Raw genomic sequence first — 23,357 nt, 5'->3', positions numbered from 1 at the left:
CGGAGCCCGATTCCGACTTTTTACTGCGTCACCGGTTCCCGCGCCACCGGCGTCTCGCCGTCGACGACGTCCAGGAGGTCCAGCCGGTCGAGCAGCCCCTGCGAGGGCACGCCGTTTTCGTCCCACTCCCGGGCCGCGTAGTAGCGCCGCCGGAGCCGGTCGAACCACCCCGCGTCGATCCCGCGGCCGTCCGCGGGCCCGCCGCTGACGGGGCGCTCGAAGGCCGCCGGCAGGGTCTCGTCGGCGGCGTCGAACCCCTCGCGGACGTTGAACAGTCGGGTCAGCGTCCAGATCCGCTCGCCCGCGCGGAGCAGTTCCGCCGGATCCGTCGGGGCGACGGCGTCGACCGCGGCGAGCCACTCGGCGCCGAGGTCGTCCTCCAGGACGGCCCCCGCGAAGTCGTCGGCGATCAGGCTCCAGAGCGTGGCCGTGATCGTCTGTTCGCGGAGCACCACCTCGACGCGGTCGGCGTCGTCCCACTCCTCGCCGAACACCTCGGTTTCGGCCGGCAGCGACCGGCGGTGACACGCCCCGCGGTCGCTCGTGGCGTACGCCAGCGCCATCGTCGGCGACCCGCGGGGGTCGTAGGCGGGGACCTCCATCGACTTGATCGTGGGGACCAGGTCGGCGCCGCCCAGCCGGTCGGCGGCGGCCTCGACGCCGTCGGCCAAGGCGTCGGGTACCCCCGGCTCCCGGGCCGCGATCGCCTCGATAGTCTCCCGGGCGGCCTCGCGGTCGCCGAAAGCCGGGCGCGCGTCGGCGTCGAGCCCCATCTCCGCGGGGTCGACGACGCCCTCCTCGGCCGCGCGGATCGCCCACGCGACGGCGTTGCCCGCGCTGATGACGTCGAGCCCGAGGCGGTCGCAGGTCCCGCCCAGCGCCGCCACGGCGTCGAAGTCGTCGATGCCGAGCCCCGCGCCCAGCGACATCGGGGTCCCGCCCCGCGGCACCGACTCCCCGGCGTCGGTCTCGACGCGGAACCCGCCGACGACCCCCTCGCCGTCGCGCTCGCGGTCGATCGCGGCCTCCCTGACGGCCTCGATCCCGATGTCGCTGGCGCCGTCGAAGGAGCCCTCCTGCCACCCGCGGGTCGAGAGCACGCCGACCTCGTCGGCGAAGTCGACGGTCTCCAAGGTCGCGCTCGCGGCGTGCCACCGTCCGACGTCGGTTTCGCGGTAGCGCCGCTTGTAGGTCTCCTGGAGGGCCGCGATCTCGGGGTCCGGTTCCGGAGGCGTGCCGCGCGCGACGACCGCCTTCAGCCGCTTTGCGCCCATCACCGCCCCCGCACCGCCGCGGCCGGCGTGGTGGTCGCCGCCGTCGGAGGCGATTGTGGCGTAGGTGACCCGGTTTTCCCCCGCCGGGCCGACGCAGGCGACCGCGCCTTCGAGCGCCTCGCAGGTCTCGACGACGTCCCGGCCCCAGAGGTCCGCCGCCGGCGAGAGCGTCGCCTCGCCGTCGTCGAGTTCGAGGACGACCGGCTCGTCGGCCCGCCCGGTGATCGCGATCCCGAGCGCGCCGTCGACCGCGCCAACGAGCGCGTCGGCGAAGTCGCCGCCGCTGTAGGAGTCGAGGAAGGTGCCGGTCAACGGCGAGCGGGTGATCGCCGCGAACTGCGTCTCGCCGGGGAGCAGGCCGGAGAGCGGTCCCAGGGCGAAGAGGAGGTGGTTGTCGGGGCCCAGCGGGTCGGTCCCGGCGTCGAGCCGGTCGTAGAGGTACCGGGCGCCGAGGCCCTTGCCGCCGATGTAGTCGGCCAGCCACCGCTCCGGAACGGGCTCGCGCTCGACCGTGCGGTCGGTCAGATCGACCTCAAGGAGGTGGGCGGCCGCGTCGGTCATACCGGAGTTTGCGAGCGAAGATTCATTAACCGTTTGTTACGGTCCCGTCGGCCGATACGCGACTTAACGACGCGGAACGGCGCTCACTCGGTCGTCGCGATGGCCTCGATCTCGACGGCGGCACCCTTCGGGACCGCGCCGGCGCCGACCGCGCTTCTGGCGGGCGGCGCCTCCTCGAAGAACTCGCTGTAGGCCTCGTTGAACGCGTCGAAGTCGTCGATGTCGTCGAGGAAGACGGTCGTCTTCAACACGTCCGACAGCGACAGCCCCTCGGATTCGAGGATGGCCTCGACGTTCCGGAGGCACTGTCTGGTCTGTTCGGCGACCGGCTCGTCGTCCAGCAGTTCGCCGTCGACGGTCAGCGGGAGCTGGCCGGCGGTGATGAGGAGGCTGCCGTTCGTCGTCGCCTGGCTGTACGCGCCGACCGCGGCGGGTGCGTCGTCGGTGCTGATAGTCCGTTTCATACGCTCCGTAGTTCCCCGGCTGCGGGGTTAAAAACCGGCGGGACGGCTACGGTCCGGGCTCAACCTGATACGTATCTTAGGTGATGTGCCGGCCCCGGCGCCGAGTCCGGGGGTGGCGCGGGCAAACCCTCCCGTGCGTGCCGCGGGGCGGCAGTACTGTTATGTTCCGGATCCGCGAACGGGTGATAGTGGTTGACTCACAGAGCGGGGCGGACGAGCGTCCGTTCGAGCGGATGTTCTACCCGGTCGACCGGATCCCGTTCGTCGAGTGGCGGGAGTTCTCCGGCGCCAAGCCCACGGTAGCGCTGGTAGCCGCGGTGACCGTGCTCGCTTTCGTCACCGGGCTCTCGAACCTGAGCCAGCCGCAGGTCGTCGTCGGGGGGCCGCTGGGGGGCGTTCTCCCCGGCGCACGCGTCTTCGTCCGGTTTGCGGGGGTGTTGTTCGCGTTCCCGCTGGCGCTCGTGACGTTCGGGCTCAGCCGGCGGCGGCGGGCCGCGTGGGTCGCTGCGGTCGCCCTGGTGCCGCTGCTCGCGGCCTTCCCGTTCCTCACGGGACGACCGACGGAGATCCCGCTGTTCTTCATCGTCCTCGTGACAGTGCCCTTGCTCGTCGCCAACCGCGAGGAGTTCGACACCGCCCTGGCGCTGTCGTCGCTCCAGATCGCGTCGTTGACCTCGATCCTCGGGGTCGTCCTCTACGGCACCATCGGCTCCTACGGCCTCCGCGAGCAGTTCGTCGAGCTCGAAAGCTGGGGCGACGCGTTCTACTACGTCATCGTCACCATCGCGACCGTCGGCTACGGCGACATCACCCCCCGGACGACGGAGGCGGAGCTGTTCTCGCTGTCGGTGATCCTGCTCGGGACCGGCGCGTTCACCGTCGCGGTCGGCGCCCTCGTCGGTCCCGCGATCGAATCCCGGATGGCAGCTGCGTTCGGAACCATGACCGCATCAGAACTCGCGCTTCTCGAGGACCACCTGGTGGTGCTCGGCTACGGCGACGTGACCGAATCGTTCCTCGATCAGGTCGACGACGGCACCGACCTGGTCGTGGTGACAACAGACACCGACGCCGCCGCGCGGCTGTCGGACGCCGGAATCGAGGTGCTGACCGACGACCCCACCGACGAGTCGGCGCTCGCGGACGCGCGGGTCGACGCCGCACGCGGGGTCGCGGTCGCGAGCGACGACGACGCCACCAACGTGCTCGCGGTGCTCGCAACCCGGAACGTCAACCCCGAGGTCCGGATCGTCGCGGTCGCGAACGGCGACACCCACGTCGACAAACTGGAGACTGTCGGCGCCGACGAGGTGATCGACCTCCGGTCGATCGGCGGCCGACTCCTCGGGGCGACGGTGCTGGAATCCGACGCCGACGACGCCAGTTCCCCCCTCGACGACCTGCTCGGGTCGGCGGAGGGCAGTCACCCCGAGGGCGCCGACTCGACGATCGACCCGGAGGGCGCGCCGATCGACCCCGACGATGTCGAGTCCTGATCCCCGCGAGGCGTCCGTCCTCGCCGGCCGCACCCGCCCGCGAGGTGCCCCGACCGCGCTCGCCGCCGCCGCGCCGACAGTAAAATACCGTTCCTCGACAACATACCGCGTATGAGCACAGTCGAAGCGGAGGGGGGACGCCGGACAGCCGCCGGCGCCCTCCTGTCGGCGTTCGTCGCCTCCGGCGCGGTCGTCCTCGTGGGGTTCTTCTTCCCGGGGCTGGTCGGCGGCCTCCTCGGCGGCCAGACGTGGCTGGTGGTGGCGCTGTCGTTCTTCGGCTCCGGTTTGGGCTACCTCGCGGTGTTACCCCACGACACGGACGCGCCCGCCGAGTCCTCGGGGTCGACGCTGCTCGCCATCCGCCGGGGGTCGGTCCGGTCGGTCCTCTCCGACGTCGTCGCCGCCCACGACCCGGTGATCCTGGGGCTCCCGATCGTGGTCTTTACGACGTACTTCGCGCTCCAACTGGCCTTCCCCGCCGGCACGACCGCCGCGATCGACGGGCTCTCCCGGGGCGTCCTCCGGGGGATGGGGCCGGCGTTGCTCGGGGTGGCGCTGCTCGCGGTGCTGTACTGTGGGGCGCTGCTCCTCGGGCCGTGGGGCGACATCAAACTCGGCGGCGAGGACGCGACGCCGGCCTACACCTACCCGACGTACTTCTCGCTGATCTTCACCGCGGGGATCGCCGCCGGGATCGTCTTCTGGGGCCCCGCGGAGGCGCTGTTCCACTACCAGCAACCGCCGCCGTACTTCGACGCCGCACCGGGCTCGTCGGCCGCAGTGAACGCCGCCCTGGTGTACTCGCTGTTCCACTGGGGCGTGTCGGCGTGGGCCGCCTACGCCGCGGTCGGGATCCCCATCGCGTACTTCGTGTTCCAGCGCGGCGCCCCGCTCAGAGTGTCGTCGATCCTGACGCCGTTTCTGGGCGCCGACGGGCTGGACTCGCCGTGGAGCCGGCTGGTCGACACCCTGGCGGTGTTCGCGACGATCGGCGGGATCGCCACCTCGCTGGGGCTCATCTCCCAGCAGTTCCTCGTGGGCGTGGCGTTCCAGTGGGGCGTCCCGCCCAGCAACGTCGGGCCGGTTCTGCTGGTCGGCGGGCTGGCGGCGGTGTTCGTGCTCTCGGCGGTCTCGGGGCTCCACCGCGGGATCCGGCGGATCTCCGGGCTCACGCTCGTCCTGTTCGGGCTGTTTGCGGCCCTGCTTTTGACGGTCGGCCCCCGGGGGTTCGTCGTCGACCGCGGCACCGCGGCACTCGGGGCGTACGCGATCAACTTCCTGCCGATGAGCCTCTTTTCGTCGGGCGCGTGGGTGACCGAGTGGACCGTCTGGAACTGGGCGTGGTGGTTCTCGTGGGCCCCCTTCGCGGGGACGTTCATCGCGGCGCTGTCCCGCGGACGGCGGATCCGGACCGTGGTGTTCACGAGCGTGGTCGCCACCTCCGCGGCAACGAGCGCGTGGTTTCTGATCTTCGGGGGGACAGCGCTGTCGCTGCAGCGTAACGGGGCGGCCGACGCGCTGGCGGCCATCTCCGACCGGGGCGGCTCCGAGGCGGTCGCGGGCTTCCCGCTGCTGTCGGCGCTGCCGCTGGGGGAGCTGCTCCTGTTTCTCTTTCTGTCGCTCATCGTCGTGTTCATCGTCACCTCCGCGGACACCTCGACGCTCGTCGCCGCCGTTCTGGCGTCGAAACGCGGGATCGCCCCCTCCCGGGGGAGTATCGTCCTTTGGGGGACCTTCCAGGCGGCCGTCGCGCTGTCGGTCCTGCTCGTCGGCGGCGGCGAGACGCTCCAGGCGCTGGCCGTCCTCACGGGCGCCCCCTTCGCCGTGTTGACCGTCCTCGCGCTGATCGGCCTGTCGACGGCGCTGTACCGCGACGAGCGCGGTCAGGGCCACACCTCGATCGTCCGGCAGGCCCTTGATCGCCTCCCCACGATCCGGACCCACCACGACGTCGACCCCCCGGACCGGGAGTCGTGATCCGGTTCGGAAAACCATTAGACAATCCGCGGGGTGGATCCCGTATGCGACTCGACACGCTCGGGGTCGACGAGTCGGTCTCGATCCTGTTCCCGCCGGCGGCACTGGCCGACGAACTCGCTTTCCTCCCGGTCTCGACGACCGTCGTCGACGGCTCCGGGGGCGAACTCCACGGCTGCCAGGCCGTGGTCACGTTCCGGCACTGGGACGCCTACGACGACCTCGCGTGGGTCCACTCGATCCAGTCGGGGGTCGATCAGTTCCCGTTCGACCGGCTGCGGGCGGCCGACGTGGCGCTCACCAACAGCACCGGGATCCACGGCGACGCCATCGGCGAGGCCGTCGCGAGCTACGCCCTGGCGTTCTCCCGTCGCCTCCACGAACACGTCGCGAACCAGCAGGACGCGACGTGGTCGCCGCCCGAGTGGGACGAGGCGTGGACGGTCCACGGCGAACGGGCGTGCGTGCTCGGACTCGGTACCCTCGGCCGGGGGGTCGTCGACCGGCTCACCGGACTCGGGGTCGAGGTCACCGGCGTCCGGCGGACGGCCACGCCCGAACCCGGCGTCGAGACGGTGTACACGCCCGCGAAGTTGGAGACGGCCGTCTCCGACGCCCGGTTCGTCGTGGCTGCCGTCCCGCTGACCGACGACACCCGCGGGCTGATCGACGCCGACGTGTTGGCGGCGATGCGCGAGGACGCCTACCTCATCAACGTCGCCCGCGGCGCCGTCGTCGACCAGTCGGCCCTGATCGACGCCGTGAACGGGGGATCGATCGCGGGCGCCGCCCTCGACGTCTTCGAGACCGAGCCGTTGCCGGAGTCGTCGCCGCTGTGGGGAATGGACGAGGTGATCGTCTCCCCGCACTGTGCGGGGTTCACCGATCGGTACCACGAACACGTGGGGTCGATCGTCGCGGAGAACGTCGACCGGATTCGGGCGGACGAGGACCTCCTCAACCGGGTGGTGTAGGGTCCGCGACCGGGCCGGCACCCCCCGGAGCACTTCAAGACGGTGACTATTAACCGGGATGAAATATCCTGGACGGTGCCGTCCGTACGTCCAACATCAGATGGATCCACCCTCCGGCACACGGGCGGCAGCCGCCGACCCAGCGACGACGCTGCTCGACGGCAACGCGGTCGCCGACCGGATCCGCGATGGGCTCGAATCGTCGGTCGGGACGCTCCGCGAGGTAGGTGTCACGCCCACGCTGGCGCTCGTCTCGATGACGGAGTCCGGCGCGGCCCGGACCTACGTGTCCATGAAACAGCAGGCGTGCGACGCCGTCGGGATCGAGACCGAGATCCACGAACTCGACCCCGACAAGCCCGCCGCGACCCTCTTCGACCGCCTCGCCGACCTGAACGACGACCCGGGAGTCCACGGCGTTTCGGTCCAGTCGCCCTTGGCAGAGCACGTCGATCCGCGCGCGGCGGCCCGCCGGATCGCCCCCCGGAAGGACGTCGAGGCGACCCACCCGGAGAACCTCGGCCGCCTGCAAGCCGGCACGCTGCGGTACAAGCCGCCGACGCCCGCGGGGATCCAGCGGCTGCTCGATGCCTACGGGATCGACCCTGCGGGGAAACGCGCGGTCGTGATCGGCCGCTCGGAGACCGTCGGCCGCCCGACGGCGACGCTGCTCTCCGGGCGGGGGCCGGGCGGCGACGCCACGACGACGCTGTGTCACTCCCGGACCGAGGACCTCGCTGCGGTCACCCGGTCGGCGGAGCTGCTGGTGGCCGCCGCGGGACAGCCGGGGCTCGTCGACGGCGGAATGCTCTCGGAGGGGGTGGTCGTGGTCGATGTCGGCATCAACCGGGTCGACGCCGGCGACGCCGCCGCGGGGCAGGTCGTCGGCGATGTCGACTTCGAGAGCGCCCGGGGAAAAGCCGCCGCGATCACACCGGTCCCCGGCGGCGTCGGGCCGCTCACCGTCGAGATGCTGCTTTACAACGCTGTCGACGCCGCGGGCCGCCACTCCGGGGTCGGCGTCGACCTTCCGTAGGGAGCACCGACCACCCGCGGGGAGCCGACACCCGAGCCTCGCCTTTTCGTTCCGTCCACGGGCTCCGTTCTCGTGTTCCGTTCCACGGGCTCCGTTCTCGTGTTCCGTTCCACGGGCTTCGCGTTCCGTATTAAACAGCCCGCGTCGCGAGTGCCCTGCCGCCCCGCCCGGATCGTCGCGAGCGACATCGAGATATTCGATCCAACCTCGATATCTCGAACTGTATTCGATTATCGAAGTGTTATCTGAAGGGAGAATAAAAATACCTGAACAAGTACTAACGAAGTCTGATACGGGTGTGGTCCCTCCATACAAATACAATGGCTACCGCACCCGAACCACCCGCAGGCCGCACCGACGCCGAAACCGACTTCTACCTTCCCGCCGCGTCAATCTCGTCGGCGCTGGGGACGACCGAGTCCGTGTTGACCCGCCTGTTCGGCGGTCACGGCCGGGTTCTCATCCCCGACACGTACAACAAGTAGTCCGTCCGCTCCGGGTTTTCCCCACGTATTATTCGCTTTCACCCCGACCGGTTGCCGGGTTTCGCAGGACGGCGCCGGGGCCGCCCGACGCTCGTCTGACGCAATTTTAAGTGGCTCTCGGGGGTGTTCTCCATCGGGCGTGCACCGACGACCGCGGCGGTGACGACCGGATCGAAACCGCCCGTGCGCCCGACACGCGACCGTTGCCCCCCGGCTCGGCGCCGTCGCCCCCCGGCGACGGTGCACTTCGACGTTACTCGCCGAGCATCGTCGCCTTCGCACGGTCGAGTCCGTCCCGCTGCACCACCACGGCGAGTTGGTCGCCGGCCTCGATCGTGGTGCCCGGGAGGGGGATCGTCATCGGCTCCCGCCCGCGGCCGTGGGCGTAGATCCGTCCGAAGTCGCCGAGGTCGACGTCGCTGACCTTCCGGCCGACCACCGGCGCACCCTCCGGGATCCGCACCGTCGTGAGCCGGAGTCCCTCGGTGAGTTCGCCGATCGCGTTGAAGTTCCCCCCGAGCAGTGCGGTCTTCGCGCCCGCGGCCCCGAGGCGCTCGGGGTAGATGACCTCGTCGACGTCCTCGGCGTAGCGATCGTAGATCTCCTCGCGGTAGTCCTCGCTGATCCGCATCACGAGCCGGCAGCCGTACTCCTTGCCGACCATACACGCCGCGAAGTTCACGTTGGGGTCGCCGGTGAGCCCCCCGACCGCGGCCGCGTTCTCGACGCCGGCCCGCTTCAGCACCGACTCGTTGCTGCCGTCGCCCTCGACGACCTCGAACCCGGCCTCACGGGCGCGTTCGGCCTTGTCCGGATCGTTCTCCACGACGACGACCGCGTGCCCCTCCTCGTGGAGGATCCGGGCCGTCCGCGCGCCGACCCGTCCGTACCCGACGATAATGAACGTCATACGACATCGTAGCACACGCGGGTACAAAAACGTGGACCCGCGGTCCTCGCCGGGTCGGTCGCCGGACGGCGGCAAGGTCGTCCGGCATGCCGGCCGCTCGTTCCCCGACGGCGTCGGCCCGGTGCGGCAGTTGTCGCCCCGGGTTTCCAAAGGTCTTTGCCGTTCCCGCCGTTACCTGGTGTCGATGGACGACGCCGTGCGGGTCCGTGCGGCCGCGCGTGAGGCGGTCGAGGACATCGAACCCGACCGACTCCGCGAGGTTCTGTTCGACCGGCTCTCGGACGCGCCGATGACACCGGCCGTACTGACGCTCGTGAGCGCCCGCGCTCCCGAGACGGGCGTGGACACGGACACTGACGGGATCGCCGAACGCGCCGCCGGGGTCCAGTTGATCTACGAGGGGCTCCGGCTCACCCGGGCGCTCGCGTGGGCGGAACCCTGGACGGCGACCGTCGATGCCGAGGAGGGGGACATCGACGCGGATCTCGACGTGCTCGCGGCCGACGTGCTGGTCTCTCGGGGGTTCTACCTGCTGGCGCGCACCGACGCCGCGGGCCGGGCGGTCGAGGTGGTCCGGGCGTTCGGCCGCGACCAGACGCTCGCACGGGGCGACGGCGCCGATATCGAGGCGCTGGACCGGAACCTCGAAGCCGACGTCTTCGCGCTCGCCCTCGTCGCGGGGATGACCGCCGTCGGCGCGGCCCCGTCGCCGGCCGCAGTCGAGTACGCCGCCGAACTCGGTCGGAACTGCGACGTCGACGGCGAACTCCAGCCGGCGGACGTGGCCTTTTCCGAGGCCACCGCCGACCGGATCGCGTCGCTGTCGGCGGTCGGCGGGGCGTCCGACGATCGGGTTCCGTCGTCGGCGACCGACCCCTGAACGGTGGCCTCGCGGCTGGCGGTGGCGCCGAATCGAAACCACTAAAGACGACTCAAGGCTACGGCAAGACGCGCCTGGGTAGCTTAGCGGTAAAGCGCGTCCTTGGTAAGGACGAGACCCCGGGTTCAAATCCCGGCCTAGGCTCTCTTTCCCTGTCACGTCCGGTAGTTATCGGGCTCTTCGTCGGTGAAACAATGTCCGCCGCGCAAGGACGAGTACCCGGGTGGAAAAGCCGCGGGTCCACGCCGTCACGCGTTTTCGTGGAAAAGACAGGCATATTACATCATATATTTAAAAATTGTCCGCGTCTAGTTCCAGGTTCTAAACAGGAGATCGACCAATGACGTACAGCTCTGAAAACAAGGTTGACGGGATCGTACTCGTCACAGACGACGCGAAAGAATACCTAAACCCGAGACAAGAAGTCACATACCGCGAGCACCGCCGCGAACTCGCGGAATGGATGCTGGCCCTCGGCAAAAACCCGGACAAAGCCGAAGGCTACAGCCACAGCACCGCGAAAAACAGGATGAACCGGCTTGACCTCTTCTACCGGTTCGTCTGGGACAGGAAAGGCCGCTTCGTCCAGGACTTGACTACGGACGACGCCGACGACTGGATGAGACACCTCGCGACCGAGGAGATGAAAGAGTCCACGAAGAACCACTACCAGAAAGCCGCGAAGACGTTGTTCAAGTGGAAACGCGAAGCCCGCAACAAGGATGTCGAGTGGGACCCCGAGATCGAATACAGCGACCCCAGCACGACTTACACGCCTCGGGACTACCCAAGATCACGCCAAGATAGTCCAAACTCAGCATCGAACTGAGCGTCGGCTATAATAAAAACCCGTTCAAGAGTCGCCTCTCTCGCTACACAGGGTCTCCCTCGCCGTGTTACGATTCACTGAAATGTCAGCACAAGGAAAACAACGCACAGACAGCGGCGGCAGATCCGAAATCGACCGGGGCGCGTCCGTTCAGTGGACGATATGGATTTCGCCAATCCACGCTCACAGAGGGACGAATGGGGTTTCGTCAGGAACATAACAGACGATACGTGGCAGGGGCGTGGATTCAACAGTCGAAGCGAGTTCGTTCGGGACACGCTTCGGGACGCCGTCGAGCTCCCGACAGTCGACCGCGACGAACTCGCCGCCGTTGCCCCGGATTCCGGGTCGCTCTTTCTTCCTCCCGATGTGTTCTCAACGGCTCCGTTGCGCATCGCGGCGCTCGTAATCCGTTTCGATATCAGGTGAGTCGCGCGAGTCCGGCCGACGCGAGACCGAGTGTCAGTACCGCTACCCCTGTTTCCACCGCTCGTCTCTTCAGGCTGTCAGTGAAGACGAACACCCGAAATGAAAAGAGGAGAGCGATGACCGCTGACCCGATGGTTACCAGTACGATCGGATACACCGACACGAAGACGAGTACTCCAACGAACAGCCCCTTGAGAATAACAAAACGTGTCTCGTCTTCGCGTGAGGAGTAAGCCCACGTGTGGTCGACAAGACCAAACCACGCGATCGTCGCTATCACCGTGAAAAACGAAGTCCCGAACGGTTCCGAGTCCAACAATCGGGCAAGCCGTTCTACGATGCGATGATCAAACCCGATCAAGGACGCGCCGGCAACGACAGCGAGGCCGGAGCCCAAGATCGTACTGATTGCAACGTACTGGTCTCTCCAGTCGAGCGGCACTCCCTCTTCGAGCCGCTGTTCACTGACCGTGGCGTTCCTGCGGACGTATAGCAGTCCTGTGGGAAGCAGCAGAATACCCGGCCAAGTAAAGAACAAGGCAAAGGCGATATCCCCGAAACTGACCATCCACTCTACCGTGTCCGAGCGGGTTGATGTATCGTTTTTGAAAGAAATCCGAAACGACGAACGGCGAGGTCAGCGTTGGGATCCAGGGAGCCGGCGGTCGGGGTCGGGGAGCGCAAACCGTTCGGATCCGCTTTTCGGGGGCCCGAAGCTGGCTCCGGTACCACCTACGGCAACACCCGGCTGTCTGTCCGTCGTGTCTACAGGCTCAGCCGGATCCGGCCGATTCGTGGCAAGCGCCTCACCGTGGCGCAACTCAGCCGGATCCCGCGCTCCGGAACGGCCGTCGAAGGATACGCGTCGAGAGTCGAGGTTCCGGCCGTCAGACCGTCGAGCAGCGGCCTGCCGTTGCACGTCTCACTCCACGGAGTGGTCGTCGGTCGCCGGTTTGGACCCGTCCGATTGGTCGGTATCAGCCGTCGATTCAGGATCCGCTGTCGGCTCGGCGTCCAATGTGCGGTCACCGTCGTGCGCGCCACCGGGGTCGTCTGTCGGCCCGTCAGCGTCGGGTTCTGCAGCGGCCTCGTCACCCGAAGCGCCGCCCGCTGGATCGGGCGGCCGGTACGTGTACAACAGATCTCCGGTCACAGCGTAGAACACGCCCGTCTCGGGATCCTCGACGACGCCGGTGTCGTTGTCGATCGCGAAGTCAACGAGGTCTTCGAGGCTCGACGCCTCCGCCTGCGGGCGCTCGAACACCGGGTCGGGCAGGCGGATCCGCGTGATCCACTCGGCGAACTCCGAGCGGTCGTCGCGGTACGAGAGGTACGCCTCCTCCTCGGGCGTGAGCGGGAGTCGAACCTGAATACGGACGTACAGCAGCGCGCCGGTACCGACAATCCCGACGAGGAAGACCAACGGGCCGCCGATCGACCGGAGTGGGCCGTAGCTCCGCTGGACGGTGACCCGTTCGGTCCGCTCGGGCCCTCCCGACTGGAGCCCCGGTTCGGACACCGAGTACGTGCCGTCACCGGGCTCTACGGTCATCCGGATCGTTCGCGTGTACGTCGCGGGCTCGCCGCCGAACCTCCCGTCCACGGCGACCTCCGAGACGACGAATACCTCCGTCGTTCCGGGCGACGCGCCGAGTTCCTCCTCGATCGACGCCACGGTCGCGTCGATCGCCGAGGTGTTGAGGACGAACGACGCGGCGACCGACTGCCCGGCGTCGACGCCCGAGAACTGCCTGCTCGCCAGCGGTTCCCGATCGCTCCAGTAGACCACCTCGCCGTCCTCGCCGACGTTCCGGATGACGAGTTCGGACGCGATATCGACGGTGACGTTGCTGGCGGCGGCTGCGGTGTACCGGGCCTCGACATCGACATCGAGTTCTGGCGCGATCCGCGTGAAGTACGTGTTCCGGTTGTCGAGGACCGTTCCGGTCTCGAACACGGAGTTCGGTTGGGTCACCTCCGCACTGTGGAGGTACTCCGTCTCGACGGTGAACGGGGAGGTCGTCCGTGTTTCCGTCGTTGTTCCGGGCTCGACGTGGGTCGTGTACACCAGCCCGGCACCGGCCGCGGCGGCGAGCAGGCAGACGACGGCGATCACGGTAAACTGTGCGTGCAGTAGCGCCCGAACACGGAGTCGAGTTTCGCTGGGTTGTGTCGAGGAACTCATTCGGTCACCTGTATAGTTCACGGAGGAGACGACGGTACGACGAGGATTTCGAGCGCGACTCCCGCGAGCGGATCCGCGCGGGCTCGCCACGGAAGAGGACGATGCCGAGCGCGACGATGCTGCCGCCCAGCAGCCCGTTGATCGCGAGCAGCGGCGCCCACGGGTGGACGCCGTAGAGTTCGTCGATCACGCTGGGTGGCAGCACCGCGAGGTAGCGGTGTTCGGCGACGAACAGTCGGTAGTACCCGGTCTCGTCGGGCGCCGACAGCGTCACCGTGGTGGCCGTCTCGCCGCGGCTCCCGACGAACACCCGCTGGGGATCGACGTCGACGCCCGGACTCGCCGGGGTGACGTAGGCGTACACCGGAACGAGTCCGGCGTTGGGGACGACGTACTCGATCTCCTGGCTCGTGCCACGCTCGATGACGGTTGGGTTTTCGGACTCGAACTCGGCGCTCACGACCCCGTACTCCTGGGTGCCCCCGGGGACGACCATCGCGGCGGTCGCGGCCCCCATCAACACGAGCGCCAAGACGAGCACGATCGCGAACACCGACGTGCCGTCGTTGCGGGAGCGGTCGCGTTCGGGGCGGTCGCGACTCCCGCGGTCGGTGTACCAGTCGACCGCGTACGCGGCCGCCGAGAGCCCGAAGAGGACGTACGCGAGCCCTTGGGTGCCCTGGAGCGCCCGGACGCCGAGCGTGACCGCGAGCCACGTCTGCACCGACCCGAACGCGGACTGCAAGCCCATCGCGACCGTTCCCAGGTGTGGAATGACGACGACGCTCCCGCCGACGGTGAGCGCCTTCGCGACGATCTCGGCGTCCTGGACGACCGGCTCGCCGCCGTCCTGATCGGTGAAGGGGTTGTTGTCCCCCCGGGTGATGTACCCGCGTTCGGTCTCCTCGACCACGCGGTGGGTCGTCAGCCCGCCGCCCTGGATCTCCTGGGCCTCGAAGGTCACGACGTCGCCGGGGCCGATGTCGCCCGCGATTGCGGTGGGAACGGCGACGAAGCCGTCGCCGGGGTCGAGTGTCGGCTGCATGCTCCCGGTTTCGACGAAACTGAGAAGCACCGGCTGGCCCAGGAACTGCCCGGCCACCAACGAGAGAACCACGACGACGACGGCTACCTGGAGCGTGATGGACAGGAGTCGTTTGGGGGACATATCGGGTCTTGTACCGCCGGTAGGGACGGCTGTCGGCGCGCGTGGGGTCGATCCGACGACCTCGGTCCGATGCTGTCGTCGAATCACCATAAATTCGTGGTTCGGTTCCAGCCGCCGACCCGTGTGTCCCTCGGGGACGGCCGCAACCTCGGACGGGCAGCCTCTCACTCGTCACCTATGCCGCCGACGAGCGGGACGAAGAACCCGATGAAGGCGAGCGAACACCCGAGCAGGCGGACAGGAAAGTTCACGACGCGTCCGGTGCCAGCGGGATCAGCGGGGAATCCGACGACCGGATACCCGACGAACAGGACGGATCCGACCACGAACAGGTCGCCGTACCCCGGCTGTGACATCACGGCTCGGAGCCACTCGCGGGTCGGTAGCCGGAGGCCCACCCCGGTGCTCATACTGTCGGCTATAGTCCCGTGACGGGTTTCGACACCCCGGGGTGTCGAAAATCTTCACGTAGTTATAGCCAACAGTATCAACGCGTAAACGACCGCGATCGAGACCCCGGCAACCGCCGTCGCGAGTCCTGCGAGCCCGACGCCGGTCGGGGACACCGGCAGCGCCAGGAGCGCGATCCACCCGACGAACAGGAAGAACACCGCGGGGAGCGGTCGGACGGACGCGTCGGGGACGAACCGCTCGCGGGCGTACGCCCAGAGCAAAACCGGGAGGAGTCCGAGGAGCGCCATATCGATCCCCGAGAACCCGAACCCGAGCGCGTTCCGCGGCACGGCCAGGTTCAGCGCCGAGAGCGCGAGCAGAAACGTCGCGAGCGCGATCAGGAAGAACCGCTGCCGGCCGCCCAGCACGGCGAGGGCGTAGCCGACGCCCGCGAGCAGCCCGTACCCGGCCAGGTTCCCCGCGAGGTGACCGGCCTGCAGGTGGACGTAGCGGGCGGTGAACGAGGTTACCGGGGCATCCGTCGGACGAGCGAGACGGTTGCGATGACGATTGCGAGGAGTACCGCCAGTCCGGCGAGGTCACCGATGCCGACTCCGCCCGGTTCCAGAACCGGGTCGCCGGACGTAGCGCCCTCCGAGCCCGTAGCGCTCCCGGAGATCTCGTCCGTCGGTTCGGTGCCGTTGTCGGGTTGTTCAACGAGCAGCGTCCCCACCTCCGCGCCGTCGACGGCGAGGACGACCTCGCCGCTCGTTTCCACCTGCCCGGTGAGTTCGACCGTCGTCGAGGCGTTCGGATCGAGCGTCACCCGCCGGGTCGCGATCGTCGCTCCGTCAGCGGTGAGCGCGATCGTGCGGTCGCCGGTCACGCCGCCGCCGTTCGTGACGGTCGTGCGCACGGTGACCGACCCGCCGGGCGCGACGGTCGACGCGTCGGTCGCCGTGTCGGTGACGTCCAACCGCGGGACTTCCTCGGCCACGGCGAAGGTGGAGAAGTCGTCGGTGTGCGCGCGGAAGTGGACGCGGTCGTCGGGGAGTCCCGGCTCGCGGACGGCGTCCTCGTCGAGGGGTTCGGTCGGCAGCCGCTCCCAGCCGCCGGCGTCGGTCCGGCGGTAGAGCACCACGTTCTCGGCGGCGATGCCCGCGCGGTCGAGGTACGCGGGATCGGCGCTGAACCGCAGCGTCATCCCGTCGACTGCTTCGGAGTCGAAGCTGTGCTGCAGCGAGAGGTACGCCAGCGACCGCGGCCGCGTCGCGGCGTCGAGCGCGCCCGCCCCGTCGAACGCGTCGGGGCTCCCGGTGGCGTCGAGTTGGAGGTCCCCGCCCGGGACGCCGACGAGTTTGAGCTGGTCCATCGTGACATTCTCGCCGTCCATCTCCATCCCGCTGGCGTCGAACGTGACGTTTTCGCCGGGTCGGGTGTCGGTCGCGGTGAACTCCCGCTGGTTGGCGGCCGGCGACATCACGCTCGTCGACAGCGTGTCGTCCTCGTCGGTGTCCGACGACCCCGACACGTCCTCGGCGAGTTCCGCCCGGATCGAGAACTCGTCGGCGCCGAGTTGCGTGCCCGCGACCTCGCCGCGGGTGTCGATCCGGAGGCCGACCGTGACCGTCTCGTTCGGCCCGAGCGTGACGTTGTTGACCTTGCCCTCGATGGCGTCGCTGTCGGCGACGAAAGTGACGTTCTCGCTCCCGTGGTCGATCCAGACACGCGCGGACTCGTCGGCGGTGTAGGTGATGGTGAAAACGTCCTCGGCCGACGCGAGCGTGTCGGGGGTGACGCCCTCGAAGTCGCGGCCGAGGTTCGGGTTCGACGCCGAGATGTCGATTACGATCTCCCCGTCGTCGTTCAGGTAGGCGTACTCGCCGTTCGACCCCTCTGCGGGCTGGACCACGAGGCGGTCCTCGGCGAAGGTGTCGGCTGGCCCGTCGACGATCGCCGCGCCCGTGGTGAGAACGAGCGACGCCGCCGCTACGAGGGCGACGGCGAGGATCGCGGTGCGGCGGTGGGACACCATCCGTGGCTCCGTTGGATCTTGTACGGGTAGGGATTTGATTATGGGGTGATTGAACGCACTGACGGGGTCGCCTGACGGGGGCTCTCGCCCGCCGGCTCGAACTGTACTCGTCTCGAATCTCCTGCCCTTGGCTCAACCCTGCCGGATGTTAAATAATTTTGTTACTTCGTCGTCCGAGAGGGGGCGGTTGTAGCAACGGATGTCGTCGAACTCGCAGACGGTGGCGGTGTCGAGGCCGTCCCCACCCTCGTCGGTCCCGGTGTCGTTCGGAGTGATAATTCCGTCGCCGGCCGTCGTCGCGCACTCGCCGTCGGGGCCGTTCGACGGCGTCACCGGTATCGCGGCGACCCGGGCGCCGACGCTCCGATCGGCGCTCAAGCTCGTGAACGCACCTGTGTCGACTGTCGCTGGGGTACCCCCTGTCGTCGTGCCGCGCGTGGTGATGCACTTCGGTCGGTTCATACTCGAGTTCCGTGTCGACTCCAACCGCCGGAGTCGACCCGCCGCAGCAGGGTTCGGCCACCGAACCCTCCGCGCAGCCGTCGGTCGTGTCGGCATCGACCTCATACGAAGTATTGTGACGAACTACCGGTCGTCGCCTACACCGCCCGGCGATGACCGGTAACTGACCACAATAATCCGTCTCAGTCGGCCCGATCCGGGCCCTCCGGCGGCTTCGGCCCCTCCCAGTTCGACTCGCCGCCCCCTGTTTCGACGGAGAACGACGAGATCCCGGCGGACATTCCGTCGGCGTTCCAGTTCGGCCCGGGCGCCGTCGACCACGGGTCGCTGTCGACCGGCCCCTGTGTTCCGATCGTGTTCGTGCTGGCGGAAGCCCCGGGACCGTCGGCGCTCCCCCACCAATTTCCGGTCGCGTCGACCGGCGTCGACCCGCTGCTCGCCTCGTTTGCGACGCCGACGCGGTTGTTGACGATGTCGTTTCGGGTTGCGGTCACGGTCCCGGCGTCGGGTCCGGCGAGGAAGACCCCGTCGTCGTTGTTCTCGACGGTGTTCTCCTGAATGGCCGCGTTCGCGCCGGAGAAGTGCGCGATCCCGGCGCCGTCATCGCCCGTGAACTCGTTGCCGGTCACCACGCTTTCGCGGACCTCGGCCGCGGTCTCGACGATGCCGACGCCGACGGCACCGCCGCCGGACGCGCCGTCGAAGGTCGTGCCCGTGATCGTCGGCGTCGCGCCGCCGAACTCACCTCGTCCGGACACCACCGCCCCGTAGAACGAGTAGTTCTCGACGGTGCAGTCCTCGACGCGCACGTCCTCCGCCGACGGCACGAACAGCCCGTTCGTCACGCCGCTGACCGTGACGTTGCGGATCGTCACGCCCGGTTCGAACGCCGCGAGGCCATAATTGAACACCTCGCCGGTGACCTCGAACCCCTCGAAGGTGATCCCGGGATCGAGGATCTGCACCCACCCGCCGATCGTCGGCTGCCCCCGCCCGATGAGCCTGAGGCCGCCGACGGGGGCGGAGGCGGGGTCCGTGCCGGCGTCCTGGCTCCCGATCTGGAGGCCGATGTTGCTCCCGAACGACCCCAGTTCGGCTTCGGTGTCGTAGGTCCCCGATTCGACGACGATGGTGCTTCCGCTCACGCTGTCGATCGCGTTCCTGATGCTCGTGAAGTCGCCGCTACCATCCTGTGCGACGACGATGAACTCCTCACCTTCGAGGTCGACGGAGTCGGAGCCGTCGCTCGGTCCCTCGTCGACGTCGGCGCGGACGGTTGCGGTGATGCTGTCGGACCCGGTCGGCACGCTCCCGGTGTCGATGTGAACGCCGATCTCGGCGCTCTCACCCGGGGCGAGTCCGAGCACCTCGTCGCCCGACCCCGCGCCGTCGTTCAGCGGCGTCGACCGCGCGCCGTTGGGGTAGAAGTAGAGGGTGTCGTCGTCGAACTGCGACCCGCCCGAGAGCGTCGCCCAGACGTAGACGGTCTGTGTCCCTTGATTGGCGATCCGGAACACGTCGTCGAACTCGTAGATCGAGTCCGTTCCGACGCCGCTTCCGCCCGCGTCTGTGTCGGTGAGCGCCAGGGCGATCGTTCCGTCGCCGGTTGTCTCTGCGAACTCGCCGTTCGGGCCGTCCGACGGCGTCATCGCGAGGAACGCGTCGGCGTCGTCGGCGACGGCGACGCTGATGCTTCGATCGGCGCTCACGCTGGTGAACGCACCAGTACCTACCACCCCCGAGGTGCCCGCCGTCGCCGCGCCGAGCGTGGCGAGGAATTTTCGTCGATTCATATTTGATTGTCGCTCCGAAGACCCACCAGCGGGATCGAACCGCCGAAATGCCGTGCGTGGGCTAATTTATTTTAAATTGCAACGTCCAGCGTGGAACTCATACTGCTCAACTGCCGTTCTCCCCCGCTCCGGACACCAACTTCGACCGCAGTCCAGTCGTCGTGATACTACTTCCACTCTCGACGCCGCCGTCCGTGTTTCCGTCGAGATACGAGTCGACGACCGACAGACTGGTTACAGTGGCGCCAGACCCAATCTCCACGCCGAAATCCCCGCTGTTCGTGATGTTGCTTCGCTCGATGGTGGAGTCGGTGACCTCACCGTCGTCGAAGAAGACTCCCGAGTCACCGCTGTTGTCTACCACCGACTCGGTGATCGTGAGATTCCCGACGTCGGTGAAGTCGAATTCGATCCCGTTTCCGCCGTTATTCCGAACCGTACACTGCTCGATGGTGAGGTTATTGCCGCCGTCGATGTCGATCCCTTCGGTATCGTTGTCTTCGATCAGGCAGTTCCGTATCGTCCCATTGTTCACGTTGTTACCGAAGACCCCGTCGCTATCGTTGCTGGCAATCGTCGAGTCGGTCACGGTGAGATCCACTGCGTCGCCGTCGAACTCGACGCCATCGTCATTATTACGGATCGTACATCCGTCGATTACGAGCGAGTCGACAGCATTGAAATCGATCGCCTCCCCGTCGTTGTTTTTGATCGTACAGTCCGAGACGACTGCGTTCGTGATGTCCTCCCCCTCGATACCGTTGTCACCGTTATTTTCGATCAGGCAGTCCCGCACCGCGAGGTCTTCGGCCGGGTCCTGGATGTCCAATCCCTCGAAGTCGTTGTTCACAAACGTGACGTTCTCGACGCCGATCTCGCGCAGCGCACTCCCACCGAACGCGGCGGTAGCATCGATCGCGGCGCCGTCGTCATCGACACCCTCTATTCGGAGGTCTCGCATCGTGACGCCGTTGCCAGCGGCCTCCTCGACTAAGACCTTGAGTTGCCCTTCGAGTACCGTGTTTGAGGCCGGGTCGCTCCCGCTGCCGGACCCGACCAACCGAAGTTCTCCGGGGTCGGTAACTTCGACTTCGTCACCCGTGGCGTACGTTCCGGGCCTGATGAGGATGGTGTTGCCGGGTTCCGTATCGGGGTCGTCGACCGCGTCTTGTATACTGGTGAAATCACCCCCGCCCTCTTTATCCACCACGACGACATCGGGATCCCCCGGCGAAGGTCCCGTGCTCGGTTCGCCCTGCGGCCCCGTGATCCCGTTCGTCAGGTCCGCGAGTTCCTCGTCGATCCGGGCGCGCAGTTCGGGCGGTGCGTCCTCGATGGAGAGTCCGTCCACCTGTTCGAAGAAGTCGGCGATCGTCAGGGGCATATGTGCGTGTGTGTTCCGCAGGCCCACCGGCGGAGTCGAACCGCCGCGCCACGGAGTGAACGTGGCCACCACCTACATCCGGTGGTCGTGTGTACCATCGTGGGGCGTCTCGTTTGAGTGTCAGGCCGTTTCGCATCGCGATTCGTCCCTGTTCAGTGTGTCAGGTTCCAAACGGGCCTCGTTAAGATAGATTTGACAAACCTCTGATGTTATCGTTCACACTGGTGAACGTATTATTCTCCTCGTATGCATCTGATGGGAATGCCGTGTCGCCGCCGACGATCCCGACCGCGGCGTTCTGGATGGTGTTATCCACCACCTCTGCAGCAGCCGGGAAATCATCGCCCGGCACGCTGTTGTCGTCGAGCGGCTGGATCCCGATCCCGTAGTTCGTGATTTTGTTGCTGCCGCTGTCGGTCGCAGTGCCGCGCATATTCCGCACGGTGTTGCCGTCGACAATCGCGCCGAAAGGAGGGCCGGCGCTGTCCCCGGTCGGCGGGCCAATCTCCTCGAGTTGCATCCCGAATCCAGGGACGCCGTCCTGCCCGTCGACATCGGGGGCGTTCGTCCGACCGATGTTCTCGACGACGTTTCCTCCAACGAACAGCCTCGTCAGCCGCTGGTCGCCGAACGAGAGAATCCCGAAGCTCACGCCGACATCGCCACCGCCGCCGGCACCGGTGATATTCCTGATAACGTTATCTACAATGACGACATCATTGGTCGCCCCCTTGCTGGTCCGGACCGAGATTCCCGCGACGGTGCTATTATCCCCGGTAATCTCGAATCCATCGACCACCGTGAACGACGCTTCGATGGCGATTCCAGGATTCGACCCGCTCGCGTCGATCGTCGGTCTGTCGTCAAACGACTCGAGGATCAGGGACTTGTCTATCGTGACCGGATCGTACGCAGACGCTCCGTCTATAACTTCGACTATTGGTACGTCTGCAAATGGACTATCCATATCGTCAGTTGACATTTCCGTGTCTTCTGTTGACACAGCAGGGACGAAGTCGAGCGCGAGCTGGATACTGTCGAAGATGACGTTTCGCACTGGGGCACCGCCAGGAACGCCCTCGAAGTCTCCGTTTTCGAGAAGTGCCCCCCGGTTGAGCTGATTGTCGTTGGCAAAACTGCGCAGGTCGATCGTCGCCGTCTTGTCCTCGAGCAGGAACGTCGCGTTTCTGATACTATTGCTGAAGAACGTCACGTCATCCGCGTCACCAGCTTCGAGACCGACACCAACGCCGACGGTCGGGCTCTCGGGGTCCGAAAGGACGTTCCTGATACCGTTGTTCCTGATCGTAACGCCGGTCGGGGTCTCCTCGGTAGGGTTCCCGGTGCCACGGACGACGATGCCGAACCCGAAGTTCGTGACCTCCTGTCCGATATCCCTGACGAAGTTCCCTTCGACGGTCGGGTTCGTGACGTTCCCCTGGATGCTGATGCCGGCGGCGCCGCCGGGGAACTCGGCTTCTGGCCCCCCCGTGTTCTGTAGCCGCTGTACCAGATTGTTCTTGACAGTGGCGTTCTTTATTTCATCGTCGCCGCTGCCGCCGAAGACGTTGATTCCGTCGACGCCGGTGAACTCCGTCCCGGTGTTTCGTGCAAAGTCCTCAACCACGTTGTCCACGATAGTGACGTCGTCGGCACCGCCGGCGACCCGGATCGCCTCGTCTGCGCCCTGCGTGTCGCCGGGGTCCGGCGGCGAAACCCTGAGCCCGTCGATCGTCACTCCGGTACCGGTCGCGATGACCTGTCCTGTGACCAGCGGTGCACCCGAGTTGACGGCTCTAATCGTCAGGTCCTCCAAGCCGGCGGTCACCGTCTCGTCGTACCGTCCTGACTCGACGAAGATCGTATCGCCCGCGTCAGCACCGGAGTCGGACGCGCCGTTCTGCCGATTGTTCCCGTCGATCGCGTCCTGAATACTGGTGAATCCGGCGCGACCGTCGAGGCTCTTACTGACGAGAATTGCGTCCTCATTGATCGGGCCGGCAGTGCCGTCACCGCCGTCCGTCCCACTGGTGAGCCCGGCGAGGCCGTCGTTGATTCGCTGTCGCGTTTGCGGCGGGATGTCCTCGATGGTCACCCCGTCGACTTGCTCGACGAAGTCGGTGATCGTGAGCGTCATCAGTTCGTTGCCTCCCCAGTCACGGTGATGGTATCGCTAATCTCCAGATTCCCCCCGCCGGGGAAGGAGTCGACTAGCAGGCTATACGTCTCGGTGTCGCCGACGCCGAGCGTCACCGACGGGAAGTTCGTCTGCGGGACGACGAGCACAATCAGCGTGTCTCCACTGCCACTGTCGACAAATGCCAGCGGCGTCACCTCAACGTCGATTTCCTGAGTCCCCTGATTTTGAATTTCGAACAGGTCTGCGATGACTGTCGTCGCGTTGGCATTAACGCCCTGACCGCCCGCATTAGTCGGATTGCTGCTCGTCAGATCGATTCCGAGTTCGCCGCCGTTGGTCGTGATGTACTCGTCGTTGCCCTCGCCCGCGGCTGCCATACGCAGGAAAGCGTCCGTGTCGTCGGCCACTTGGACTGCGACATCTCGATTCGCCTCTACACTGGTGAATGCACCCGTACCGGTGACGACTGCGCCCCCACCGCT

Annotated in this window: 20 protein-coding genes, 1 tRNA gene and 1 pseudogene; 10 read left to right on the top strand and 12 right to left on the bottom strand. The window is 67.2% G+C overall.

The features are described from left to right. Window positions 1-20: 20 nt before the first annotated feature. On the bottom strand, window positions 21-1,835 hold the full coding sequence (locus H5V44_RS10225) for an aldehyde ferredoxin oxidoreductase family protein (protein WP_185193013.1): 1,815 nt from the start codon (window positions 1,833-1,835) through the stop codon (window positions 21-23). A gap of 83 nt (window positions 1,836-1,918) precedes the next feature. Continuing rightward, window positions 1,919-2,299, bottom strand: coding sequence for a Rid family detoxifying hydrolase (locus H5V44_RS10220; protein WP_185193012.1), 381 nt, complete (start codon window positions 2,297-2,299; stop codon window positions 1,919-1,921). Between the two features lie 188 nt (window positions 2,300-2,487). Here H5V44_RS10220 and H5V44_RS10215 point away from each other — a divergent pair, with 188 nt between their 5' ends. The 5 genes from H5V44_RS10215 to H5V44_RS10195 all read left to right on the top strand — a co-directional run bounded on the left by H5V44_RS10215 (window position 2,488) and on the right by H5V44_RS10195 (window position 8,267). After that, a complete protein-coding gene (locus tag H5V44_RS10215; RefSeq protein WP_221625674.1) occupies window positions 2,488-3,795 on the top strand; it encodes an NAD-binding protein in 1,308 nt (435 codons plus the stop codon). A gap of 111 nt (window positions 3,796-3,906) precedes the next feature. Continuing rightward, a complete protein-coding gene (locus H5V44_RS10210) occupies window positions 3,907-5,772 on the top strand; it encodes a BCCT family transporter (protein ID WP_185193010.1) in 1,866 nt (621 codons plus the stop codon). 44 nt (window positions 5,773-5,816) lie between these two features. Beyond that, entirely contained in the window at window positions 5,817-6,746 is a 930-nt protein-coding gene (gene ddh, locus H5V44_RS10205; RefSeq protein ID WP_185193009.1) for a D-2-hydroxyacid dehydrogenase, read from the top strand. A gap of 100 nt (window positions 6,747-6,846) precedes the next feature. Next, window positions 6,847-7,782 (top strand): tetrahydrofolate dehydrogenase/cyclohydrolase catalytic domain-containing protein, encoded by a 936-nt coding sequence (locus tag H5V44_RS10200; RefSeq protein ID WP_185193008.1) that lies wholly within the window; start codon window positions 6,847-6,849, stop codon window positions 7,780-7,782. Between the two features lie 320 nt (window positions 7,783-8,102). Then, window positions 8,103-8,267 carry a hypothetical protein gene (locus H5V44_RS10195; RefSeq protein ID WP_185193007.1) on the top strand — a complete coding sequence of 55 codons (165 nt, stop codon included), beginning with the start codon at window positions 8,103-8,105 and terminating at the stop codon, window positions 8,265-8,267. Window positions 8,268-8,520: 253 nt separating this feature from the next. On the opposite strand, the gene H5V44_RS10190 is transcribed toward H5V44_RS10195, so the two are convergent. Then, window positions 8,521-9,177, bottom strand: coding sequence for a potassium channel family protein (locus H5V44_RS10190; RefSeq protein WP_185193006.1), 657 nt, complete (start codon window positions 9,175-9,177; stop codon window positions 8,521-8,523). Between the two features lie 184 nt (window positions 9,178-9,361). Here H5V44_RS10190 and H5V44_RS10185 point away from each other — a divergent pair, with 184 nt between their 5' ends. The 4 genes from H5V44_RS10185 (at window position 9,362) to H5V44_RS17570 (ending at window position 11,315) form a co-directional block, all read left to right on the top strand. Next, window positions 9,362-10,057, top strand: coding sequence for a DUF7114 family protein (locus tag H5V44_RS10185; protein WP_185193005.1), 696 nt, complete (start codon window positions 9,362-9,364; stop codon window positions 10,055-10,057). A gap of 72 nt (window positions 10,058-10,129) precedes the next feature. Then, window positions 10,130-10,201 (top strand) — tRNA-Thr (locus H5V44_RS10180). A gap of 196 nt (window positions 10,202-10,397) precedes the next feature. Then, on the top strand, window positions 10,398-10,886 hold the full coding sequence (locus tag H5V44_RS10175) for a site-specific integrase (RefSeq protein WP_221625673.1): 489 nt from the start codon (window positions 10,398-10,400) through the stop codon (window positions 10,884-10,886). A gap of 162 nt (window positions 10,887-11,048) precedes the next feature. Beyond that, window positions 11,049-11,315: a ribbon-helix-helix domain-containing protein gene (locus H5V44_RS17570; protein WP_246403927.1), complete on the top strand. Its 267-nt coding sequence runs from the start codon at window positions 11,049-11,051 to the stop codon at window positions 11,313-11,315. On the opposite strand, the gene H5V44_RS10165 is transcribed toward H5V44_RS17570, so the two are convergent. The 5 genes and pseudogenes from H5V44_RS10165 to H5V44_RS10140 all read right to left on the bottom strand — a co-directional run bounded on the left by H5V44_RS10165 (window position 11,308) and on the right by H5V44_RS10140 (window position 17,096). Continuing rightward, window positions 11,308-11,883, bottom strand: coding sequence for a hypothetical protein (locus H5V44_RS10165; RefSeq protein ID WP_185193004.1), 576 nt, complete (start codon window positions 11,881-11,883; stop codon window positions 11,308-11,310). The two genes, H5V44_RS17570 and H5V44_RS10165, sit on opposite strands and share 8 nt — an antisense overlap. Before the next feature lie 354 nt (window positions 11,884-12,237). Beyond that, window positions 12,238-13,500 carry a DUF5305 domain-containing protein gene (locus H5V44_RS10160; protein ID WP_185193003.1) on the bottom strand — a complete coding sequence of 421 codons (1,263 nt, stop codon included), beginning with the start codon at window positions 13,498-13,500 and terminating at the stop codon, window positions 12,238-12,240. Window positions 13,501-13,504: 4 nt separating this feature from the next. Further along, on the bottom strand, window positions 13,505-14,668 hold the full coding sequence (locus H5V44_RS10155; protein WP_185193002.1) for a signal peptidase I: 1,164 nt from the start codon (window positions 14,666-14,668) through the stop codon (window positions 13,505-13,507). Window positions 14,669-14,832: 164 nt separating this feature from the next. After that, window positions 14,833-15,591 (bottom strand): annotated as a pseudogene (locus H5V44_RS17985) (hypothetical protein); the annotation flags it as partial. Then, window positions 15,588-17,096 carry a DUF1102 domain-containing protein gene (locus tag H5V44_RS10140; protein WP_185192999.1) on the bottom strand — a complete coding sequence of 503 codons (1,509 nt, stop codon included), beginning with the start codon at window positions 17,094-17,096 and terminating at the stop codon, window positions 15,588-15,590. The pseudogene H5V44_RS17985 and the gene H5V44_RS10140, both read right to left, overlap by 4 nt. 199 nt (window positions 17,097-17,295) lie before the next feature. Between H5V44_RS10140 and H5V44_RS10135 the strand changes: the two genes are divergently transcribed. Continuing rightward, a complete protein-coding gene (locus tag H5V44_RS10135; protein ID WP_185192998.1) occupies window positions 17,296-17,721 on the top strand; it encodes a hypothetical protein in 426 nt (141 codons plus the stop codon). 19 nt (window positions 17,722-17,740) lie between these two features. Here H5V44_RS10135 and H5V44_RS10130 read toward each other — a convergent pair whose 3' ends face one another. From H5V44_RS10130 to H5V44_RS10115, 4 genes are all read right to left on the bottom strand, one after another. Beyond that, a complete protein-coding gene (locus H5V44_RS10130) occupies window positions 17,741-19,351 on the bottom strand; it encodes a right-handed parallel beta-helix repeat-containing protein (protein ID WP_185192997.1) in 1,611 nt (536 codons plus the stop codon). Between the two features lie 106 nt (window positions 19,352-19,457). Next, window positions 19,458-20,735 carry a right-handed parallel beta-helix repeat-containing protein gene (locus H5V44_RS10125; RefSeq protein WP_185192996.1) on the bottom strand — a complete coding sequence of 426 codons (1,278 nt, stop codon included), beginning with the start codon at window positions 20,733-20,735 and terminating at the stop codon, window positions 19,458-19,460. Between the two features lie 181 nt (window positions 20,736-20,916). Continuing rightward, entirely contained in the window at window positions 20,917-22,872 is a 1,956-nt protein-coding gene (locus H5V44_RS10120; protein WP_185192995.1) for a hypothetical protein, read from the bottom strand. Then, window positions 22,872-23,282 (bottom strand): hypothetical protein, encoded by a 411-nt coding sequence (locus H5V44_RS10115; RefSeq protein ID WP_343067711.1) that lies wholly within the window; start codon window positions 23,280-23,282, stop codon window positions 22,872-22,874. The genes H5V44_RS10120 and H5V44_RS10115 overlap by 1 nt, the downstream gene beginning before the upstream one ends. Window positions 23,283-23,357 lie beyond the last annotated feature (75 nt).

Origin of the sequence: Halobellus ruber (genome assembly GCF_014212355.1) — an archaeon.
In the GTDB taxonomy this organism is placed as follows: Archaea; Halobacteriota; Halobacteria; order Halobacteriales; family Haloferacaceae; genus Haloquadratum; species Haloquadratum rubrum.
Note: the sequence above shows the minus strand (reverse complement) of the source record. Positions and strands in the feature narration are given on the sequence as shown.

Excerpts from the sequence above, each read along its gene's own strand:
- H5V44_RS10165 (WP_185193004.1), bottom strand. The coding sequence starts at position 11,883 with ATGGTCAGTTTCGGGGATATCGCCTTTGCCTTGTTCTTTACTTGGCCG.
- H5V44_RS17570 (WP_246403927.1), top strand. The coding sequence starts at position 11,049 with ATGGATTTCGCCAATCCACGCTCACAGAGGGACGAATGGGGTTTCGTC.
- H5V44_RS10200 (WP_185193008.1), top strand. The coding sequence starts at position 6,847 with ATGGATCCACCCTCCGGCACACGGGCGGCAGCCGCCGACCCAGCGACG.
- H5V44_RS10125 (WP_185192996.1), bottom strand. The coding sequence starts at position 20,735 with ATGCCCCTGACGATCGCCGACTTCTTCGAACAGGTGGACGGACTCTCC.
- H5V44_RS10210 (WP_185193010.1), top strand. The coding sequence starts at position 3,907 with ATGAGCACAGTCGAAGCGGAGGGGGGACGCCGGACAGCCGCCGGCGCC.
- ddh (WP_185193009.1), top strand. The coding sequence starts at position 5,817 with ATGCGACTCGACACGCTCGGGGTCGACGAGTCGGTCTCGATCCTGTTC.
- H5V44_RS10135 (WP_185192998.1), top strand. The coding sequence starts at position 17,296 with ATGTCGTCGAACTCGCAGACGGTGGCGGTGTCGAGGCCGTCCCCACCC.
- H5V44_RS10195 (WP_185193007.1), top strand. The coding sequence starts at position 8,103 with ATGGCTACCGCACCCGAACCACCCGCAGGCCGCACCGACGCCGAAACC.
- H5V44_RS10160 (WP_185193003.1), bottom strand. The coding sequence starts at position 13,500 with ATGAGTTCCTCGACACAACCCAGCGAAACTCGACTCCGTGTTCGGGCG.
- H5V44_RS10185 (WP_185193005.1), top strand. The coding sequence starts at position 9,362 with ATGGACGACGCCGTGCGGGTCCGTGCGGCCGCGCGTGAGGCGGTCGAG.
- H5V44_RS10155 (WP_185193002.1), bottom strand. The coding sequence starts at position 14,668 with ATGTCCCCCAAACGACTCCTGTCCATCACGCTCCAGGTAGCCGTCGTC.
- H5V44_RS10190 (WP_185193006.1), bottom strand. The coding sequence starts at position 9,177 with ATGACGTTCATTATCGTCGGGTACGGACGGGTCGGCGCGCGGACGGCC.
- H5V44_RS10175 (WP_221625673.1), top strand. The coding sequence starts at position 10,398 with ATGACGTACAGCTCTGAAAACAAGGTTGACGGGATCGTACTCGTCACA.
- H5V44_RS10130 (WP_185192997.1), bottom strand. The coding sequence starts at position 19,351 with ATGAATCGACGAAAATTCCTCGCCACGCTCGGCGCGGCGACGGCGGGC.
- H5V44_RS10120 (WP_185192995.1), bottom strand. The coding sequence starts at position 22,872 with ATGACGCTCACGATCACCGACTTCGTCGAGCAAGTCGACGGGGTGACC.
- H5V44_RS10225 (WP_185193013.1), bottom strand. The coding sequence starts at position 1,835 with ATGACCGACGCGGCCGCCCACCTCCTTGAGGTCGATCTGACCGACCGC.
- H5V44_RS10220 (WP_185193012.1), bottom strand. The coding sequence starts at position 2,299 with ATGAAACGGACTATCAGCACCGACGACGCACCCGCCGCGGTCGGCGCG.
- H5V44_RS10140 (WP_185192999.1), bottom strand. The coding sequence starts at position 17,096 with ATGGTGTCCCACCGCCGCACCGCGATCCTCGCCGTCGCCCTCGTAGCG.